The 18,742-nt window shown below is 69.0% G+C and carries 20 protein-coding genes and 1 tRNA gene; 14 read left to right on the top strand and 7 right to left on the bottom strand.

Features of this window, described 5'->3' with window-relative positions:
• Positions 1-42: 42 nt before the first annotated feature.
• The 4 genes from ABD361_RS02240 to ABD361_RS02225 all read left to right on the top strand — a co-directional run bounded on the left by ABD361_RS02240 (position 43) and on the right by ABD361_RS02225 (position 4,032).
• A complete protein-coding gene (locus ABD361_RS02240) occupies positions 43-2,136 on the top strand; it encodes a hypothetical protein (protein WP_344432909.1) in 2,094 nt (697 codons plus the stop codon).
• A gap of 136 nt (positions 2,137-2,272) precedes the next feature.
• A complete protein-coding gene (locus ABD361_RS02235) occupies positions 2,273-2,923 on the top strand; it encodes a hypothetical protein (RefSeq protein WP_344432908.1) in 651 nt (216 codons plus the stop codon).
• A gap of 51 nt (positions 2,924-2,974) precedes the next feature.
• Positions 2,975-3,349 carry a transcriptional regulator gene (locus tag ABD361_RS02230; RefSeq protein WP_344432907.1) on the top strand — a complete coding sequence of 125 codons (375 nt, stop codon included), beginning with the start codon at positions 2,975-2,977 and terminating at the stop codon, positions 3,347-3,349.
• Positions 3,346-4,032 carry a nucleotidyl transferase AbiEii/AbiGii toxin family protein gene (locus tag ABD361_RS02225; RefSeq protein ID WP_344432905.1) on the top strand — a complete coding sequence of 229 codons (687 nt, stop codon included), beginning with the start codon at positions 3,346-3,348 and terminating at the stop codon, positions 4,030-4,032. Before ABD361_RS02230 ends, ABD361_RS02225 begins: the two co-directional genes overlap by 4 nt.
• Positions 4,033-4,254: 222 nt before the next feature.
• On the opposite strand, the gene ABD361_RS02220 is transcribed toward ABD361_RS02225, so the two are convergent.
• Positions 4,255-5,316, bottom strand: coding sequence for a TerD family protein (locus tag ABD361_RS02220; protein ID WP_344432904.1), 1,062 nt, complete (start codon positions 5,314-5,316; stop codon positions 4,255-4,257).
• Between the two features lie 174 nt (positions 5,317-5,490).
• A complete protein-coding gene (locus ABD361_RS02215) occupies positions 5,491-5,652 on the bottom strand; it encodes a hypothetical protein (RefSeq protein ID WP_344432903.1) in 162 nt (53 codons plus the stop codon).
• Positions 5,653-5,679: 27 nt separating this feature from the next.
• Here ABD361_RS02215 and ABD361_RS02210 point away from each other — a divergent pair, with 27 nt between their 5' ends.
• From ABD361_RS02210 to ABD361_RS02200, 3 genes are all read left to right on the top strand, one after another.
• Positions 5,680-6,198, top strand: coding sequence for an MFS transporter (locus ABD361_RS02210; RefSeq protein WP_344432902.1), 519 nt, complete (start codon positions 5,680-5,682; stop codon positions 6,196-6,198).
• Between the two features lie 179 nt (positions 6,199-6,377).
• Positions 6,378-6,911 (top strand): EF-hand domain-containing protein, encoded by a 534-nt coding sequence (locus ABD361_RS02205; protein ID WP_344432901.1) that lies wholly within the window; start codon positions 6,378-6,380, stop codon positions 6,909-6,911.
• A gap of 352 nt (positions 6,912-7,263) precedes the next feature.
• Positions 7,264-7,923: a hypothetical protein gene (locus ABD361_RS02200; protein WP_344432900.1), complete on the top strand. Its 660-nt coding sequence runs from the start codon at positions 7,264-7,266 to the stop codon at positions 7,921-7,923.
• 396 nt (positions 7,924-8,319) lie between these two features.
• On the opposite strand, the gene ABD361_RS02195 is transcribed toward ABD361_RS02200, so the two are convergent.
• Positions 8,320-8,517 (bottom strand): hypothetical protein, encoded by a 198-nt coding sequence (locus tag ABD361_RS02195; RefSeq protein ID WP_344432899.1) that lies wholly within the window; start codon positions 8,515-8,517, stop codon positions 8,320-8,322.
• A gap of 802 nt (positions 8,518-9,319) precedes the next feature.
• On the opposite strand from ABD361_RS02195, the gene ABD361_RS02190 reads away from it, so the two are divergent.
• The 3 genes from ABD361_RS02190 to ABD361_RS02180 all read left to right on the top strand — a co-directional run bounded on the left by ABD361_RS02190 (position 9,320) and on the right by ABD361_RS02180 (position 11,613).
• A complete protein-coding gene (locus tag ABD361_RS02190; RefSeq protein WP_344432898.1) occupies positions 9,320-10,993 on the top strand; it encodes a thiol-activated cytolysin family protein in 1,674 nt (557 codons plus the stop codon).
• 274 nt (positions 10,994-11,267) lie between these two features.
• On the top strand, positions 11,268-11,393 hold the full coding sequence (locus tag ABD361_RS02185) for a hypothetical protein (protein ID WP_344432897.1): 126 nt from the start codon (positions 11,268-11,270) through the stop codon (positions 11,391-11,393).
• A gap of 37 nt (positions 11,394-11,430) precedes the next feature.
• Positions 11,431-11,613 (top strand): hypothetical protein, encoded by a 183-nt coding sequence (locus tag ABD361_RS02180; protein ID WP_344432896.1) that lies wholly within the window; start codon positions 11,431-11,433, stop codon positions 11,611-11,613.
• A gap of 16 nt (positions 11,614-11,629) precedes the next feature.
• On the opposite strand, the gene ABD361_RS02175 is transcribed toward ABD361_RS02180, so the two are convergent.
• A tRNA-Gly gene (locus ABD361_RS02175) sits at positions 11,630-11,703 on the bottom strand.
• Between the two features lie 263 nt (positions 11,704-11,966).
• Here ABD361_RS02175 and ABD361_RS02170 point away from each other — a divergent pair.
• From ABD361_RS02170 to ABD361_RS02160, 3 genes are all read left to right on the top strand, one after another.
• A complete protein-coding gene (locus ABD361_RS02170) occupies positions 11,967-12,131 on the top strand; it encodes a hypothetical protein (protein WP_344432895.1) in 165 nt (54 codons plus the stop codon).
• A gap of 77 nt (positions 12,132-12,208) precedes the next feature.
• Positions 12,209-12,784: a dCTP deaminase gene (dcd, locus tag ABD361_RS02165; protein WP_344432894.1), complete on the top strand. Its 576-nt coding sequence runs from the start codon at positions 12,209-12,211 to the stop codon at positions 12,782-12,784.
• A gap of 28 nt (positions 12,785-12,812) precedes the next feature.
• Positions 12,813-13,310, top strand: a complete 498-nt coding sequence (locus ABD361_RS02160) for a phosphoribosyltransferase (protein WP_344432893.1) — start codon at positions 12,813-12,815, stop codon at positions 13,308-13,310.
• A gap of 89 nt (positions 13,311-13,399) precedes the next feature.
• Here ABD361_RS02160 and ABD361_RS02155 read toward each other — a convergent pair whose 3' ends face one another.
• The 3 genes from ABD361_RS02155 to ABD361_RS02145 all read right to left on the bottom strand — a co-directional run bounded on the left by ABD361_RS02155 (position 13,400) and on the right by ABD361_RS02145 (position 17,342).
• On the bottom strand, positions 13,400-14,278 hold the full coding sequence (locus tag ABD361_RS02155; protein ID WP_344433263.1) for a Yip1 family protein: 879 nt from the start codon (positions 14,276-14,278) through the stop codon (positions 13,400-13,402).
• A 149-nt stretch (positions 14,279-14,427) separates the two neighbouring features.
• A complete protein-coding gene (locus ABD361_RS02150) occupies positions 14,428-14,937 on the bottom strand; it encodes a MarR family winged helix-turn-helix transcriptional regulator (RefSeq protein ID WP_344432892.1) in 510 nt (169 codons plus the stop codon).
• 122 nt (positions 14,938-15,059) lie between these two features.
• Positions 15,060-17,342 (bottom strand): (Fe-S)-binding protein, encoded by a 2,283-nt coding sequence (locus ABD361_RS02145; RefSeq protein ID WP_344432891.1) that lies wholly within the window; start codon positions 17,340-17,342, stop codon positions 15,060-15,062.
• Positions 17,343-17,618: 276 nt separating this feature from the next.
• Between ABD361_RS02145 and dnaK the strand changes: the two genes are divergently transcribed.
• The coding region (dnaK, locus tag ABD361_RS02140) for a molecular chaperone DnaK (RefSeq protein WP_344432890.1) at positions 17,619-18,742 on the top strand (1,124 nt) is incomplete at its 3' end.

Raw genomic sequence — 18,742 nt, 5'->3', positions numbered from 1 at the left:
GGGGCACCACGAGCGCAGCGTCCCGTCCAGGGGGGAGAGCAGATGACGGTGGTCGGAGATCACCAGGCCGGCCACAGCCGCCATCGCACGACGGGCGGGACGACGACGCTCCCGCCCGGCACCACCGGCTCCGGGCTGCGGACAGGGGAGACCGGAGCACCGGTGCCGGGATACGGCGGCTTCCCGTACGCCTCCGCGGCGTACGACGAGGGGGAGGAAGCCGCCACGCTCGAACTGCCGGTCGTCCGGCAGGCCGAGCACGGGGAACAGGCGCAGGAGGGGGAGCCGCCCGCGGCCGGGGACGTCGTCCCCCGGCTCAGCGCGGGCCTGCGCCTGCACGGCGAGTACCAGGGCTCGGGCTTCACCGAGCCCAAGTACATCGCCCGCCGCGGCGACGGCCAGGTGGTGCAGCTCTCCCGCCTGCTGCACCTCGTCGCCTCCGCCGTCGACGGCGTCCGCGACCAGCGGGAGATCGCCCGCCTCGTCAGCGCCGATTTCGGCCGCGACGTCAGTGCGGAGAACGTCGGCTACCTCGTCGAGAGCAAGCTCCGACCGCTCGGCATCACCGTGCCGCCCGGCCAGGAGAGCGACGAGGTCGACGGCCCGCGCTCGGACCTGCTGCTCGCCCTCAAGGGCCACCGCGTCCTGTTCGACGAGCCCAAGGTCGCCGTCATCGCCCGCGCCCTGGCCTGGCTGCACCGCCCGCCCGTCGTCGCCACCGCCCTGCTGCTCGCCGCGGCCATGGACGTGTGGCTCTTCGGCTTCCACGGCGCCATGACGCCCGTCCTCAACGTGCTCGACCAGCCGCTGCTGCTGCTCGCCGTCTTCGGGCTCACCGTCGCCTCGCTGCTCTTCCACGAGTTCGGCCACGCCTCGGCCTGCCACTACGACGGCGCCAGACCCGGCTGCATCGGCTGCGGCCTGTTCCTGATCTGGCCCTCCATGTACACCGACGTCACCGACGTCTACCGCATCGGGCGCGCCGGACGCCTGCGCACCGACCTCGGCGGGGTCTACTTCAACGTCGTCTTCATGCTCATGCTGACCGGGCTGTACTTCGTCACCGGGGCGCCCTTCCTGCTCTGCGCGGTCTACCTCGGCCACTTCGAAGTGCTCGAACAGCTCATGCCGGCCGTCCGCCTCGACGGCTACTTCATCCTCGGCGACCTCGCCGGCGTCCCCGACCTCTACGGCAAGATCAAACCGATCCTGCTCGGCATGATCCCCGGCCGCCGGCCCGAGCCCGCCGTCGCCGACCTCAAGCGCAGCACCCGCGTCATCGTCACCACCTGGGTGCTGACCATGGTCCCGCTGCTGGCCGCCGAGGCCGGGTACGCGCTGTGGAACCTGCCCCGGCTCGTCGCCACCGGCATCCGCTCGCTCACCACCCAACTCACCGGCACCTACGAGGCGTTCGCCGACGGCGAGATCGCGGCCGGCCTCGCCGGCGTGCTCGGCAGCCTCATGCTCATCGTGCCGCTCGCCGGCATGACGTACCTGTCCATCAGGCTGTCGGGCCGCCTCGGCCGCAACGCCCTGCGCGCCACCGGCGGACGCCCCCGGCTGCGCGCCGCCCTCGTCCTCGGCGTCCTCGCCGTGGCCGGCACCCTCGCCTACGCCTGGACCAGCGGCGTCACGCCCAAGCCGCTGCCGCCCAAGCCGCCCATCGCACCCATCCTGCAGCCGCACGTCCCCGTCGTGCCGTCCGCACCCGAGGACGACCGGCTCGGGGCCCGCCCCACCAGGCAGGATCCCGACCCGATCGGCGGCCACCGCCCCGACGGCAGCGCGCCGGTCGTCGCACCCCTGCCCTGGCGCACCCCGCCGCCCGTCCCCGGGCTGCCCTCGCCGCCCCCCTCCGCCGCACCCGCGCCCCCCGCCGGCGCCCCGGCACCCCGCCCCGCCCCGGCCCCCGCGCCCAGCACCGGGCCCGTGCCCGCCCCGGTCGCGCTGCCGGCGGCGCCGCAGCCCAGCGCCAGCCCCAAGCCCGTGCCGGCGCCCAGCCCCTCGCCCTCCGCCCCCGCCCCGGCGCCCAGCGTCCCGGCCCCGGCCCCCAGCACCCCGCCGCCGGCCGCCACCACGCGGCCGCCGCGGTCGGCGCCGCCCCCCGCGCCCAGCGCGTCCCACACCCCCTGAGCCACACCGTTCGCCGCACGGTGCGCGACGCCGCACGACGCGCCGCACCGTGCGCGACCCGAGGCGTCACGCCGTGGGCGACCCGACGCCACACACCACGCGCCGCACCGTGCGCCAGACCTTTCAGGAGCAACCCGTGAACCCGTACCTCACCCGCCACTTCGTCCGGATCGGCCTGCTCGCCGCCGGCCTCGCCACGGCCGCCACCGCCGGGCCCGCCCAGGCCGCCTCGTCGGTCGCCGTCATCGGCGACGGCGCCCGCACCACCGCCAACCACCGGCACCACATCGAGTACCACGACACCTTCGCCGTCCACCAGCTCGGCAGCGTCCTCGCCGCCCGCGTCGCCAACCACGCCGACGCCACCTCCGCCGGCTGCACGGCCGACGACGCCTGCCGCTCGGTGGCCCTGTCCTTCCAGATCGTCACCCTCTCCGGCGAGAACGTCCGGCTCAACGCCATCAACAAGGGCCACGCCCTCAACGACCACTGCACCGGCTGCCAGACGCTCGCCGGCGCCTACCAGTTCGTGGTCTCCACGGCCCACCCCACCCGCCTGACCCCCGACGCCCAGCGCCAGCTCGACGGCATCCACCGCCGCCTCGACGACCTCGGCCGCTCCCGGCTCCCCGCCGCCGACCTCAAGCGCAAGGCCGACGCCCTGGCCGCCGAGGTCACCGCCCTGCTCTCCCGCCCCACCTCCCTGACGCCCACCACCGCCCACACCGCGGCCGTACGCCCGGCCGTGCAGGTCCACCGCCACCTGGACGGGTGGCCGGGGCACTGACGGGTGACGGGTTACGGACCGAGACGGCGCGGAAGCGGGATAATCCCGGGTATGTCGACTGACAAGAAGCTCCCGGAGCTGCAAGGGACGTCGTACGCCGAGCTCCGCCGTACCCAGCTCGCGGCCCGTCTTCCGGGCAGTCTTTCGGAGCTCGCCGGTCCTGCGCACGGAGTGGTCGAACCGCCGCTCCATGTGGTGTGGTCCGGCTTGCGCCGCTTCGACTTGGACCATCGAGGTGAGCGTCTGGGCCTCTACCAGATCTTGCTCAACGAGGGCAGGGCAGAAGACCTGATCGGTTTCCTGAATCCCGACCTGCTGGTAGCCGACTGGCCGCTCCTGCGCAGGCTTCTCGGCAAGCACGTCCGGCACGTGTGGGAATGCACCTTCGTGGAGCTCGGCGCAGGAACGGACTCGGCAGCCGCGTGAGAATCACCGATCTGCACCGGCGGCTGCTCGCCGACGTCGTGGCCATTGGTTCCCCGTACCCGCTCGTCCTCACGGGCGGGTACGCGGTGCAAGCCCACGGACTGGTGGAGCGGCTCAGCAACGACCTCGACCTGGCCACCGAGGCTCAGGTTCCGATGGCGGACATTGCGGCAGCCCTGCATCGCGGTCTGATCGAACGCGGCTGGCGGGTCAGCGCGCTCGAGACCGAGCCCATCTCGGCCCGCATGGTCGTCACCGACCCGGAAACGGGCGAGGAGTGCGAGGTGGACGTCCTCAAGGAGACGATGGCCCGCCCGCCGCTGCAGACCGCCTACGGCCCGGTCCTCTCCCTCGACGACGTCGTCGGCACCAAGGTGCGCGCCCTCGCCGCCCGTGGCTACCCCCGCGACCTCGTCGATGTCCACGCCGCCTCCGCCACCGGCCGCTGGTCGCGCATCGAACTCGAGGAACTCGGCCGCAGCCGAGCCTGGGACGACTTCGACCTCACGGACCTGCGGGCTCGGCTGGAGACTGTCGAACTCCTCGACGACCGCCTCTTCGCCGCCTACGGCCTGGACGAGGAGCAGATCGCGGAGCTGCGCCGCTGGGCGCAGGAGTGGTCCGACGACATCGGCGAACGGCTGATGGAGGAGGCCCCGTACGAGGAGCCTCCCGGCGACTGACTCTGGCTGCGGGCGCGTCGTGGCTGAGCGCGCAGTTCCCCGCGCCCCTATGGGGCGCGGGGGTACCGCGGATCGGCCGGTGCCCCGCAAGGGGCGCGGGGAACTGCGCGACAAGCCACCAACGGCCTGCAGCCGACGCGCCATCCCGGGGCCCGGGCGCAGCACGGCACTCCGTCCGCGGGCGCGTCGTGGCGTGCCGCCCAGAAGGCCCGCCGGAGCGGCCTAGTAGTCGTCGCCCTCGTAGTAGTTGTTGACGATCACCTCGGGCTCGTCGTCGCTCATCGCCTCGTTCAGCAGCGCACCGCCGACGAGGCCGGCCGCGCCGGCGCCGATGAGGGCACCGGTGCCGAAGCGGCGGCCCTGGCCCTGCTGACCGGGCTGACCGGGCTGGCCCTGCGGCTGCTGCGGGTAGCCCTGCTGGGGCTGCTGGGGGTACCCCTGCTGCGGGTAGCCGGCCTGCGGGTAGCCCTGCTGCGGGTAGCCGGCCTGGGGCGGGGCCGAGTAGTACGGCGGGGCGGTGGTCTGGACGCGCTGGGCGCAGCCGTGGCACGCGTCCACGGGGCGGGCGACGCCCCACTGCGGCGACCACATCACGGAGACGGCACCGGGGCCGTGGCCGGCGTCGAAGAAACACGTCACGGGGGAACTCCCTGGGGTGTGCTGGTGCGTTGGTACGGGTGCGGGGGCCGCGGCCTCCCGCAGGACGTCGACGCCGTAGTCGGTGGCGATGCCGGCGAGCCCGGAGGCGTACCCCTGGCCGATCGCGCGGAACTTCCACTCGGCGCCGTGGCGGTACAGCTCGCCGAAGACCATCGCGGTCTCGGCGGAGGCGTCGGCCTTCAGGTCGTAGCGGGCGAGCTCGGAGCCCCCGCCGTCCTCGTCGACGACGCGGATGTACGCGCCGGCGAGCTGCCCGAAGTTCTGCCCGCGCTGCGCGGCCTCGTAGATCGAGACCGGGAAGACGATGCGGGTCACCTCGGCGGGCACGCGGGCGAGGTCGACGCGGATCCGCTCGTTGTCCCCGCCGCTGCCGCCACCGCTCGCGTTGCCGGTGTGGACCACCGAGCCGTCGGGGCTGCGGAGGTTGTTGAAGAAGACGAAGTGCTGGTCGGAGAGCACCGTGCCGTTCGCCCCGCACAGCAGTGCACTGGCGTCCAGGTCGAAGCCGTCGCCGGCCCCTGCCCCCGCCCGCACCTGCCATCCGAGCCCGACCGTCACCGTGGTCAGACCGGGCGCCTGCTTGGACAGCGACACGTTGCCGCCCTTGGTCAAGGCCACGCCCATCAACGTCCTCCAGTGCTGGTGCGTCTTCTCTTGCGTCACTGCAGAAAACGGGGCCGGGTGGCCCGCGGTTCCCCAATTGCGCAAGTAAGAAAGTAACTCCTAAGAAAATAACCCCGCCGCGTCCCGTGGGGTTGCGGCGGGGTCGAACAGCCTGGCGGGGTCAGTGATCAGCGGTCAGAGGCGGGTGATGGTCACTGTGGTGGGCCCTGAGGCCGAGGTGAGGCCCTGGGCGGTCGCACAGGCGGTCTGCTGGGAGGCGAGCAGGGTCACCTCGCCGTACTCCTCCACCGCGCCCGGCACCGCGCCGACTTCGCCCTCGACCACGAGCTGCTCCACCGGCCCGAAACCCGTCGTGCCCTGTGCGTGCTGCTGGTGCTCTTCTGCGCCAACTCGCTGTTCACGTACCTGACGTACTTCGAATTGACCCGGTCGCACTCCTTGAGCCCGTTCCGGGCGGCTCTGGTCACCCTGCCGGCCGTGACCCCCGCAGTGTTCACGGGCCGCTGGGCGGCCGCCCGCGCCCGGGACCCGGGTGACGGACCTCCCCTGATGCGTACCGGGCTGCTCTGCCTCGCCGCCGGGCTGCTCCCGAGCGGCCCCGGGCACGGCGGCCCCGTGTGGCTCACAGCCGTTTCCTGCGCCCTGGTCGGCTGCGGTCTGGGACTGGCCAACGGCGCCGCCATGGCCACCGTCACCCGCGCCCGCCCGCAGCACGCGGCGTCCCGGGCCACCGCGACTGCCACCACGTTCGCCATGCTCGGCGGCGTCGCGGGCCCGGCCCTCTCCCCCCTGCCCCTCCACGCCACCGCCCTCGCCGTCGCCGTGGCGTCGGTGTTCCTCACGACGCGCAGGCCGGCCCGGCCGGCCTGCGGGCCGTCATGAGGGGAGCGGGACAACGCCGGCCCGCGCACGCACCGCACCGGGCGCCGGTGTCTGTGTCAGTGCCTCACCGGACGGGGCGCTGTACGCCGCCGGCCGCATGGACCACGGAGCATGCCGGGTAAGGACAGCCGGACGCGCACGGACAAGACCGCCGCACGCACGCGAAGAAAGGCCCCCGGATGTCCCTCTCCCCCGCAGAGCCGCAGGCAGCCCTCGTGGACCTCACCACCGCGAAGGGGCGCGTTTTCGCGATGCTGGACATGGACGGAGACGGAGTCGCCTCCCGGCACGACTACTTCGTCCGGATCGAGCGGGCCACCGAGGCGACCGGACGCAAGGACGACGACCCGCTGGTCATCGCTGCACGCGCCACCGGAGAACGCGCATGGGCGGCGATGGACGCGAACGGCGACGGCGTGATGACCTTCGACGAGTACGCGGCGTGGGTCGACGCCGAGAAGTTCGACACCCTCTGCCAGTACGCGCTCGGCGCCCTGTTCGACCTCGCCGATGCCGACCAGGACGGCGCCCTGACCCGGTCGGAGTTCACGATGCTGCGGCAGGCGCTGGGCAACCGTGCGGACAACGCGGAGGCGGCATTCGACGCGCTGGACGCCGACGGCGACGGCCGGGTCGGCCGCCACGAGTACCTGGCGTCGATCCGCGCCTACGTCACCGGCGAGGACTCCCCGATGGGGGATGCCCTGTACTAAAAGAGGAAGGCCCAGGTCGCTGACCTGGGCCTTCCTTCAAGAGCGGGCGACGAGAATCGAACTCGCGCTCTGAGCTTGGGAATCACCGACCCTCCGGAGCACCGACAGCCGCTGACCTGCACGTTATGGCGCCTCGTCCTCCGGTCGGTGTTCCTTGGGAAGCCGAGGTTGACCGCGGTTTACCGGCCGTTCTGGCACGCATCTGGCACGGTCTGTACTTGTGCGCAGTGGCGGGACGGGTCCGTCGGATGGCCGGCCGCGACCGCCTGGCAAGCTGCCTACCCGAGCAGCGGCATCGGCGGCCTTGGCCCGCTTGAAGGGGTCGTCAATGGATCGGGCGTACCTTCGGCGCATGAGCGAGCGGCGAGTCATCAACAACCGTATGAGTGGTGAAGCTGGGCGTGATGTGATTCAGGCGGAAACCGCCTTCGTGTCCTCCCCGACGACCACGGTGAACAAATTCGCGAAGGAGGCCCGTTCTCTGAGCGTCGCATCGGCGGCGTACCGGGCTGTGGCCTCACTGGCGGCCCTGTCGGCAGTGATGGGGGTCAAGCATGGTGGTACGCCCCTTCGAGGAGCGGCCTTCATCTGCGATGCCCTGGCGATCCCATCGGGCTGGACGCGTCACACCGCAACGTGGATAGATGGACGTCCTGACCTGATAGGCCTCCCGGCGGCGACACTGCTCATGGTGGCATTGCTTGCGCTGCCGAAGAGGAGGCATATCGGCTCGGACGTCGCTCAAACGCTGGAGTGGCGGGCACCTTCCACAGCGGTCCTGGCGTTTGTGGTTCTGGTTCAGTGCGGCTACGTGTGGCTTGCACTGCAGGTGACCGGCATCTTGGCTGTCGTGGGCGTCTTGTTCCTCAGGCAGGACCGCTATCGCACGGAGCCCCTGCACCATGTGTTGGTGGCTGTGGGAGCAGTTGTCCTCGCTGTTGTATTTGTGCCACTTTTCGTAGTCGTTTGGGTCGTCGCCCGGGACGGAGTCAGCGCATCGCACACCCGCTGAGGCTCTGACCCTTGGGAAGGGCAAGACAACGGCTGGTCGCTGAGGCTTGAGAACGAGCGGTCGGCAGGCCTCTCTCAGGGTGGGGCTCGCCCGTGACGCTGCCGGAAACGGCCTCCAGAGAGGATCGGAACGGCCAGTAGCGGGAGCCGGCTTTGAGGAGCATCGGTGCAGCGGTTATCCGTGAGAACGAGCACGGTCGAGCCAGCGCGAGCGCGCTGACCCAGTTCTCGTACTCACGGAGGGCTTTGCGCTGGGCCGGGACCGCCGGGCTGCCCTGGGTAGCGCCGGAGCGCCCGGCTGGAGCTAGGGCAGTACCTTTCAGGACGACTCCGCTCGCGCGACGTCGCGGCTGGAGGCAGAACACACCCATCGCGCAGTCTGCCTGCTTCTCGACGCCTACTCGGTCGGGAAGAAGCGGAGGGGGTTGATGTGCTCGTCGTTCAGCTCTTCCTGTTGCTCGTCGGACGGGCCGGATTCGGTATCTCCGGCTTGGTCCGAGGTCTTGCTGGCAGCGTCCCTGACGATCTGCTGGCTCCCCTTCCACTGGTCAAGATCTTCGTCTTCGGGCTCGGGCGTGGCGGACGAATCTGTCATGTTCCACTCCTTCAGGCTGAGGCCTGATCAACGCGCCAGATCCGGCGGCGTCACACCTCCCCGGCCTTCAAGCCACGGTCAGCCGGTGGTGAACTGTCCGGGGATGCGGCCGCAGGCGCGGAGTTCTTGCAGGTCGGGGATGTGGTTGTGGAGGGTGCCGGGGCTGACGTCGAGGAGCTTGGCGAACGAGGTGCTCGGGGTTGGGGAGCATGTCGCGGGCGGCTCGGACGATCTCGGGGGTGGCGACGGTGCCGTCGCGCAGGACCATTTGCCGCCTGTCCACGACAGCGTCACATCCCGCACTGACAGGGCCGCCCAGCCGCCAGATCTTGATCAGGGTGGCAGCACGGTGCATTCGAGGCCTTCGCCCGTGACAACGTGCCGGCGGCGGCCTTGCCGAGGGCGAAGCAGCGTTATGCGCTGGGGCCCGGGTGGATCTCCAGACCGCGTTCCTTCGTCCAGGTCCGCAGCCGATTCCGCTTCCCGCCGGTCTCAGCCCAGAGCGTTGAGGGGGGGCGGAATTTCGAAGGTGCGGTATTCCTCTCGGTGACGGACCAAGACCCGTCACCGTCAACTGTGCCCTGGAGCGGACACGCCGAGCGGATCCGAAAAACCGTTTCGTCCCGTTATGGATCTCTAGCCTGGCTTGTAGTGACCAACCTGTTCGCTGTTGCTCGTATCCCTCTTGCCGCTCCCCTGCGAGGCGTGAATGGCTACTCCGAAGACCGAAGCCCCTGCCGCGCAAGTGGAGGCGGGAGTGTTCCCGGCCGGGGACCGCATGTTCCACGTGAGGTGGCCTGCGGTGCCCGGCGCTGACCGTTACGAGCTTCAGCGCCTGGACGCTCCGGATGGTGATGCTGTCGCCGGCGCCGACGGGGTGGTTGGCGCCGAGTCTGACTGGACCCACTTGTGGGATCTGCCGGTCCTGCTACCCGACGGTCTACTCACCGCGGCCGTCGGCGACACCGAAGTGTCGGTGGCTATGCCCGATCTGGTGGACGGTGCTGTTCCCGCGGTGCGGGTTACCGCGCTCGCCGGGTCGGTGCCAATGGTCGAAATGGTCCTCAATGCCGACGGAGACAACAAGCCGTTCAGCATGACCTCGTATCTCCTCGGCTTGGAGAAGTGGGAGAAGGTCGCCCCCCAGGTCAAGGGTGTCGTCCGCAAGAAGGTCGGGGACCCGAAGATCAGCCACGAGCAGGAGGGCGGCAAGTGGTACACCACCACTAGTCAGAAGTGGTCGCTGAGCAAGACCCCGCGCTACCTGGTACTCAATGACCCCAGCGCCGACGTGTTGTGGCCCGGCGCTTTCGTCCAGGGCGGCCCGGCCTCGCACGGCACCCTTACGGAAATCGTTATCCCGGAGCGGACGCCCATCGAGGTGTCCATCGATGCGCTGGGCGCCAAAGACTCCAAGACTGTCCCGAACCCGAACCTGGGCACTGTCCGCGACGCAATCCGCGCCATGGTCGAGGGGAAGAAAGGTCCGACCGGGGCTACGTATTCCGACGTAAAGGAGGCGAACTCGATCCAGTCCGCACTCCTCGAAGTCGATGTTTCCGCCAGCTACATGGGCTTCGATGGCAAGGCCTCCGGCAAGATCGAGAAGAAGCACAGCGAGCACACCATTCTCGCCGTTTTCCTCCAGCGCGCTTTCACCGTCTCGGTCGTCCGCAAGTCCACCCCCAGCTCCTGGTTTACCAAGAGTTTGACCCGCGAGATGATCAAGGAGTTGGAAGACCTCGGGCAGATTGGCAAGACCAATCCGCCGCTCTACATCGCGAACGTTTCCTACGGCCGCTCACTGATCTTCACTCTCACCACAACTGCTGACTCTCTCAAAGCCCAAGCAGCGATCAAGGCCTCCTACAACGGGATCGCTAAAGCCGAGGCCAGCGTCAGGGCTGAGTACGAAAACATCCTCAACACCTCCCGGGTCATGATCATCACGCAGGGTGGTGATTCCACGGCCATTTCCAACCTGATCAGGACCGGAAAACTGGAGGAGTACTTCAAGTCTGTGCCGGATATGAAGGACTACGTCCCCATGTCCTTCACCCTGCGCACCCTCACCAACGGCGACCTCGCCCGGGTCGGCGAAACCGCCGAATTCACCAACACCACACGCACCCTGCGCCACACCGCGCCCGGAACACCCTTCTTCGTCCCCATCCGCTACCGGTGCGGCGACGAAACACTGAACCAGACGGTCACCCTTCACCTCCTGGGCACGCAGATCACCAGTACCAGCAGTACCAGCGACGGCGCCCACTTCCCTGTCGACGCCGGCGTGGCCTGGGACGTCAACACCAAGAACGTCGATGAAATCACGCTCAATATGGAAGCCCGATGGGGAGAAACGCACGGCATGATGCACTACATCAAGATGCCCGCTGACTACGTCCGCGTCGGGGGCCAGCACATCCACGCTGAATCCTTTTACGATCTTCAATTCGAATATCGAATCATCCCCTGACCCGGCAAGGCCTTTGAACGGCTACGCATGTCGAGTTGCGAGGTAGTCGGCCCAGCTGTCCTGGAGGTATGCGGAGGGTGGCAAGAGCAGGTCCCGTTTCCGGGTGGTCGCTGCCTGTGACGCTTCCCGTACGGCTAGGTCTGCTCGTGCAGTGTCGTGGAAGCTGTTGATCAGCCGGAAGGCAGCTCGGTTCCGGTCGCGCCACGCAGTCAGGTCTCCCTCCAGCTTGCCGACTGCCTGCCAGTCGATCTCAAGGGCTGCTGCATTGAGGCTCGTGAGCGGCTTCTACGACGTCGTCACCCCCGAGCAGCATGAGACGCTCGAAGGCACGCCCTCGCGGGCGGCCGGCCTCAGACATGTCGGTCTTGATGGTCGTCTCTTCACGATCGCTCTCGTGTAGCCCAGTGCGGTGCTCGTACAACTCCACCTCGAGGAAGATGCTGGCCCTGATCCTGTCGACGGTAGGTGACGTAGGCGTCGAGCTTCCTGTCGTCCCAGCACGTCTCAAGCTGGTGGCGCTTGCGGCCGTGCTCGGCGGTCCGACGGCGAAGCTCCTGGCACGGATCTGGTACGAGACACCTGAAGTGGTCCAGACAACGAAGAAAGGCCCAGGTCACTGACCTGGGCCTTTTCGCGTGGAGCGGGCGACGAGAATCGAACTCGCGCTCTGAGCTTGGGAAGCTCATGTTCTACCATTAAACTACGCCCGCGCGGGACGCCCGTCAGGGCGTCTCATCGTCGCACACTGTACCTCATCACGGACCCCCGGTGCATCTGCCCGGGGGTTCCGTCGTTGTGTGAGAGGGGTGTGCGGGGCGGGGGGATACCGGCGGTGGGGGCCGGGAGTTGGGGCGTACCGTGGGGGCGCGGCAAACGGCCGGGGAGTGGTCGGGGTGCCGCCTTCAGGAGGGTCCGACGCATCCCTTAATGTGGCTTTTGTCCTTTCGTGTCGGCCATGGGGAAAGGGAGCTCGATGGAGCGCACCGTCGTTCGTTGTGCCGAAGGGCACGTGTTCAGCACCGCTTCGTTCCCGATGCAGCACCTCGGCCCCGACCGGATCGGCCCCGGGCGGCTCCTGCGCTGCCCGCGCTGTGCCCGGTTGCGGCAGTCGGTGCCGGTGGGGTCGCAGAAGCGGTGAGGCCGGTGCGGGCCCGGCCCGGCAGGGGCCGGGCCCGCGTTGTCGGGGTGTCTGTCTTCTTTGCGTATCCTCGAAGCGTGCTTCTCTCAGACAAGGACATCCGGGCCGAGATCGACGCCGGCCGTGTGCGGATCGACCCGTTCGACGAATCGATGGTGCAGCCGTCGAGCATCGATGTGCGGCTGGACCGCTACTTCCGGGTGTTCGAGAACCACCGGTACCCGCACATCGACCCGGCCGTCGAGCAGCCGGACCTGACGCGCGAGGTGGTGCCGGAGGGCGACGAGGCGTTCATCCTGCACCCCGGTGAGTTCGTGCTGGCCTCGACGTACGAGGTGATCACGCTCCCCGACGACGTCGCCTCGCGACTGGAGGGCAAGTCCAGCCTCGGCCGGCTGGGGCTGCTGACCCACTCGACGGCCGGCTTCATCGACCCGGGCTTCTCCGGGCACGTGACGCTGGAGCTGTCGAACATGGCGACCCTGCCGATCAAGCTGTGGCCGGGGATGAAGATCGGCCAGCTGTGCATGTTCCGGCTGACGTCACCCGTCGAGCATCCTTACGGGTCCGCGAAGCACGGTTCCCGGTACCAGGGACAGCGGGGCCCCACGCCCTCGCGGTCCTTCCAGAATTTCCACCGCACGCAGGTCTGAGCGACCAGGGAACAAGGCGAAGAGCAACGTGAGCGACATCCGCGAGAACCTGACCTACCCGATCTTCGGGCAGGCCATCCGTGAGCTGGCACAGACCATCGCGGACGACGGCTACGAGCCGGACATCATCCTGTCCATCGCGCGCGGCGGCGTCTTCGTCGCGGGCGGCCTCGCCTACGCGCTGGACTGCAAGAACATCCACCTGGTGAACGTCGAGTTCTACACGGGCGTGGGCTCCACCCTGGAGATGCCGGTCATGCTGGCCCCCGTGCCGAACGCGATCGACTTCTCCAACAAGAAGGTCCTCATCGCCGACGACGTCGCCGACACCGGCAAGACGCTCAAGCTGGTGCACGACTTCTGCCTCGACCACGTCGCCGAGGTGCGCAGCGCGGTCATCTACGAGAAGCCGCAGTCGCTGGTGAAGTGCGAGTACGTCTGGAAGCGCACCGACGACTGGATCAACTTCCCGTGGTCGGTCGAGCCGCCGGTCGTGCGCCGCGAGGGCCAGGTCCTCGACGCCTGACAGTCGTGAGGGCGTAGCGAAAGGGCCCGTTCCGATCTCATCGAGAGATCGGAACGGGCCCTTTCGCACGGTCCCGGGGAGGCGCTCCGCTACAGCGTGCCCAGCTTGATCAGCGACAGCAGGGCCACCAGCTGGATCGCCGAGGCGCCCAGCGCCCTCGGCCACGGCAGGTCGTGGGACTTGCTCACCATCGACGTCAGCAGCGCGCCGGCCGCCACCCAGGTGGCCCAGCCCAGCACCTGGACGAGCGTGCTGTCGCCGCCGAGGAACATCGCGAAGAGCAGCCGGGGCGCGTCCGTGATCGACATGATCAGCATCGACAGGCCGACGGTCGGCTGCCATATGCCGTCCCCGCCCAGCTGGCGGGCGAGGGTGTGGGTGACCGCGCCGAGGATCAGGCCGGCGATGACCATGATGACGCCGGTGATCAGTACGGCGGGCAGCACCTGGCCCAGCGAGGCCTTCAGGACGTCCGCGCGCGCCTTGTCGAAGCCGAAGACGGCCAGCAGGCCGTAGACGAACGTGACGATCAGGGCCGGCGCCCACACCTGGTGGTCGCGCATCTGCCAGAAGGTGGCCGAGGGGCGCAGCACGATGCCGCTCAGCAGGTCCTTCCAGTGCAGCCGCGGGCCGGGGGGCGGCGCCGGCGCGGCCGGGCCGCTCTCGCCGCCGTACGGGCCGTAGGCGTCCTGCCCGTACGCGTCCGGGGCCTCGCCGATGCTGAACTGCCGGGTCTGGTCCGCGCCGCCGGGGGCCTGCCCCTGCCCGTAGTACGGGTCGTAGCCGCCCTGCGGGTGCGGCTGCGGATGCGGCTGCCCGCCGAAGTACTCGGGCTCGTCGTACCCGCCGCCCTGCTGCTGCCACTGCGGTTGCCCGCCGGGCGCGCCCTGGCCGCCGTACGGCGCCTGCGCCTGCTGCTGTCCGTGCCATGCGGGCCCGGGCTGCTGCTCGTCCCGTCCGCGTCCCATCCTGAATCCAGCCACGTCAACGAACGTACCCGCTCCGGGGAGCGCCCGGCGCCGCCCCCGGGGGAACGGGCCGTGCTTTGCGGCCGACCTGTGACATCCCCTAGGGGAAAGCCCGGGGCCCTGCCGCGGGCCCTGCCGCGGGCCCGTGCTCAGCGCTTGGGCAGCCAGCGGTCCGGCGAGAGCAGCTCGTCGGCGCCCACGTTGCTGATCATGCGGCGCAGGACGGTGAGGGCGGCGGCGTACTCCTCGTCCGTGATACCGGCGTGGATCTCGGCGCGCACCTTGCGCACGACCTCGAAGATGCGCTCCTTGGCCTCCCGGCCGGCCTCGGTCAGCACGTAGCGGCCCTCGGTGCCCTCGGTCAGCCAGCCGCGGGAGAGCATGGCGTACAGGGCCTGGTCGATCTCCTCTGGCCGGTGGTCGAGGTGGACGGTGAGCGACTCGCGCAGCTCCTGCTGCGTCATGCCGCCCTCGACGAGGTCGGTGCGGTTGAGGGTCCACCACTGTGGCTGCGTGACGTCCTGGGTGGCCAGGGCGGCCCGGATGTGCCGGATGACGGCCTTGTGGGCCGCGTACGTCCAGTAGCCGACGGGCTGTCCGGCGAGGTTGGAGTCGTCGCCCTTGGGGGTGGTGAGCTGCGTGTTCTGCGTCGTCGTCATGTCTTCGACGGTAGGACCTCAAGCATGCTTGAGATCAAGTGTGTTCGCCGTCACGGGAGTCGTCACGGGAACGACGAAGGCCGGGCTCCGCGAGCGATCGCGGGGCCCGGCCTCGTACGCAGTTACTTCACCGGCTCCGGGTCCGGCGACGGCGTGCCCGCCGTCTCGCCGTCGCCGTCGCCGTTGCCCTCCGGGGCGGCCGGCGTCTTGACGGACTCCAGCAGCAGCTGGGCGACGTCGACGACCTGGATGGACTCCTTGGCCTTGCCGTCGTTCTTCTTGCCGTTGACCGAGTCGGTCAGCATGACGAGGCAGAAGGGGCAGGCGGTGGAGACGATGTCGGGGTTGAGCGACAGCGCCTCGTCGACGCGCTCGTTGTTGATGCGCTTGCCGATGCGCTCCTCCATCCACATGCGCGCGCCGCCGGCGCCGCAGCAGAAGCCGCGCTCCTTGTGGCGGTGCATCTCCTCGTTGCGCAGGCCCGGCACCTTGGCGATGATCTCGCGCGGCGGCGTGTAGACCTTGTTGTGGCGGCCCAGGTAGCAGGGGTCGTGGTAGGTGATCAGACCCTCGACCGGGGTGACGGGGACCAGCCTGCCCTCGTCGACGAGGTGCTGCAGCAGCTGCGTGTGGTGGATGACCTCGTACTCGCCGCCGAGCTGCGGGTACTCGTTGGCGATCGTGTTGAAGCAGTGCGGGCAGGTCGCGACGATCTTCTTCTTGGACTTCTCGACCTTGACGCCTTCCTCGGCGTCCTCGCCGAAGGCCATGTTCAGCATCTCGACGTTCTGCTGGCCGAGCTGCTGGAAGAGGAACTCGTTGCCCAGGCGGCGCGCGGAGTCGCCCGTGCACGCCTCGTCGCCACCCATGATGGCGAACTTCACGCCCGCCATGTGCAGCAGCTCCGCGAAGGCCTTGGTGGTCTTCTTGGCGCGGTCCTCCAGGGCGCCGGCGCAGCCGACCCAGTAGAGGTAGTCGACCTCGGTGAGGTCCTCGACGTCCTTGCCGACGACCGGGACCTCGAAGTCGACCTCCTTGGTCCACGCGAGGCGCTGCTTCTTGGCCAGGCCCCAGGGGTTGCCCTTCTTCTCCAGGTTCTTGAGCATCGTGCCCGCCTCGGACGGGAAGGAGCTCTCGATCATCACCTGGTAGCGGCGCATGTCGACGATGTGGTCGACGTGCTCGATGTCGACGGGGCACTGCTCGACGCACGCGCCGCACGTGGTGCAGGACCACAGCACGTCGGGGTCGATGACGCCGTTCTCCTCCAGCGTGCCGACCAGCGGGCGCTCGGCCTCGGCCAGGGCGGCGGCCGGGACGTCCTTCAGCTGCTCCGCACTCGCCTTCTCCTCACCCTCGGCGTTCTTGCCGCCGCCGGCGAGGAGGTACGGCGCCTTGGCGTGCGCGTGGTCGCGCAGCGACATGATCAGCAGCTTGGGGGAGAGCGGCTTGCCGGTGTTCCAGGCGGGGCACTGCGACTGGCAGCGGCCGCACTCGGTGCAGGTGGAGAAGTCGAGGATGCCCTTCCAGGAGAACTCCTCGATCTTCGAGACGCCGAAGACGTCGTCCTCGCCCGGGTCCTCGAAGTCGATCGGCTTGCCGCCGCTCGTCATCGGCTGCAGGGCGCCGAGGGCCACGTCGCCGCTCGCCTCGCGCTTGAACCAGATGTTGGGGAAGGCCAGGAAGCGGTGCCAGGCCACACCCATGTCCGTCTTCAGCGAGACCGTGATCATCCAGATGAAGGACGTCGCGATCTTCAGGCCGGCGAAGAAGTAGGTGAGGTTCTGGAGGGTGGAGACGTCCATTCCTTCGAACCACGAGACGGCCGGGTAGGAGAGGAAGAACGATGCCTCGTAGCCGTCGACGTGGTGCTGGGCGCCCTCAAGGGCGTGCAGCACGTAGATGCAGACGCCGACGATGAGGATGACGGACTCGACGAAGTACGCCTGGCCGGTGTTGGAGCCGGCGAAGCGGGACTTGCGGCCGGCGCCGCCCGGCCGGTTCAGCTGCCGGATGACGATGAGCGTCAGGATGCCGAGCACGGTCATCGTGCCGAGGAATTCGACGAAGACGTTGTAGGGCGTCCAGTCGCCGATGATCGGCAGGAGCCAGTCGGCTTTGAAGAGCTGTCCGATGGCGTTGACGATGGTCAGCAGCAGCGAGAAGAAGCCCACCGCCACGAACCAGTGCGCGACGCCGACGACGCCCCACTTGTTCATGCGGGTGTGGCCGAGGAACTCCTTGACCACCGTCACGGTGCGCTGCACCGGCTCGTCCGTCCGCGTGCCGGCGGGGACGGGCTGGCCCAGCCGCATGTGCCGGTAGATCTGGAGGAGGGCACGGCCGAACAGCGCGATGCCGACCGCCATTAGGGCCAGCGACACGATGATCGCGGCGAGTTGCATGGGTGGCTCCTCGGGCTGCGAAAGCGGGATTACTAATCGGTAACTTATCCAGTCCGTACGAGACTACTCACTCTCGCGCGCGCGATATACCCGCATCGCCGGTGATCTGTGTCGCGCAAGGCAACCCTTGCCCCCGGGGGCGTGCAGCGTGAGCGTCCGCCACTGCCAGTAAGTGCCGCATAAAGCTTGAGCCGGTCCGGCTCATGTCTGTTGACAGGTTTGCCTCCCTGTTGCACCCTTGAGTCTGTTCCACTCAAGTCAGCTGGAGGAATCGACATGGCACGTGCGGTCGGCATCGACCTGGGTACGACGAACTCCGTCGTCAGTGTTCTCGAAGGCGGTGAGCCCACCGTCATCACCAACGCCGAGGGCGCCAGGACCACGCCGTCCGTCGTCGCCTTCGCGAAGAACGGCGAGGTGCTGGTCGGTGAGGTCGCCAAGCGCCAGGCCGTGACCAACGTCGACCGGACGATCCGCTCGGTCAAGCGCCACATGGGCACCGACTGGAAGATCAACCTCGACGGCAAGGACTTCAACCCCCAGCAGATCAGCGCCTTCATCCTGCAGAAGCTCAAGCGGGACGCCGAGGCCTACCTGGGTGAGAAGGTCACCGACGCGGTCATCACCGTCCCGGCGTACTTCAACGACTCCGAGCGCCAGGCCACCAAGGAGGCCGGCGAGATCGCGGGCCTGAACGTCCTGCGCATCGTCAACGAGCCCACCGCGGCCGCCCTGGCCTACGGTCTCGACAAGGACGACCAGACCATTCTCGTCTTCGACCTCGGTGGCGGCACCTTCGACGTCTCGCTGCTGGAGATCGGCGACGGCGTCGTCGAGGTCAAGGCCACCAACGGTGACAACCACCTCGGTGGTGACGACTGGGACCAGCGCGTCGTCGACTACCTGGTCAAGCAGTTCGCCTCCGGCCACGGCGTCGACCTGTCCAAGGACAAGATGGCGCTGCAGCGTCTGCGCGAGGCCGCCGAGAAGGCGAAGATCGAGCTGTCCTCCTCCACGGAGACCTCGATCAACCTGCCCTACATCACGGCGTCCGCCGAGGGCCCGCTGCACCTGGACGAGAAGCTCACGCGCGCCCAGTTCCAGCAGCTGACGGCCGACCTGCTCGAGCGCTGCAAGGTGCCGTTCCACAACGTCATCAAGGACGCCGGCATCAGCCTGTCCGAGATCGACCACGTGGTCCTGGTCGGCGGTTCCACCCGCATGCCCGCCGTCGCCGAGCTCGTCAAGGAGCTGACCGGCGGCAAGGAGGCCAACAAGGGTGTGAACCCGGACGAGGTCGTCGCCATCGGCGCCTCGCTCCAGGCCGGTGTCCTCAAGGGCGAGGTCAAGGACGTCCTGCTCCTCGACGTCACCCCGCTGTCCCTCGGCATCGAGACCAA

Source organism: Streptomyces luteosporeus (assembly GCF_039532865.1).
Taxonomy (GTDB): domain Bacteria; phylum Actinomycetota; class Actinomycetes; order Streptomycetales; family Streptomycetaceae; genus Streptomyces; species Streptomyces luteosporeus.
The sequence above is the reverse complement of the archived record's forward strand: the minus strand, read 5'-3'. Positions and strand labels throughout refer to the sequence as shown.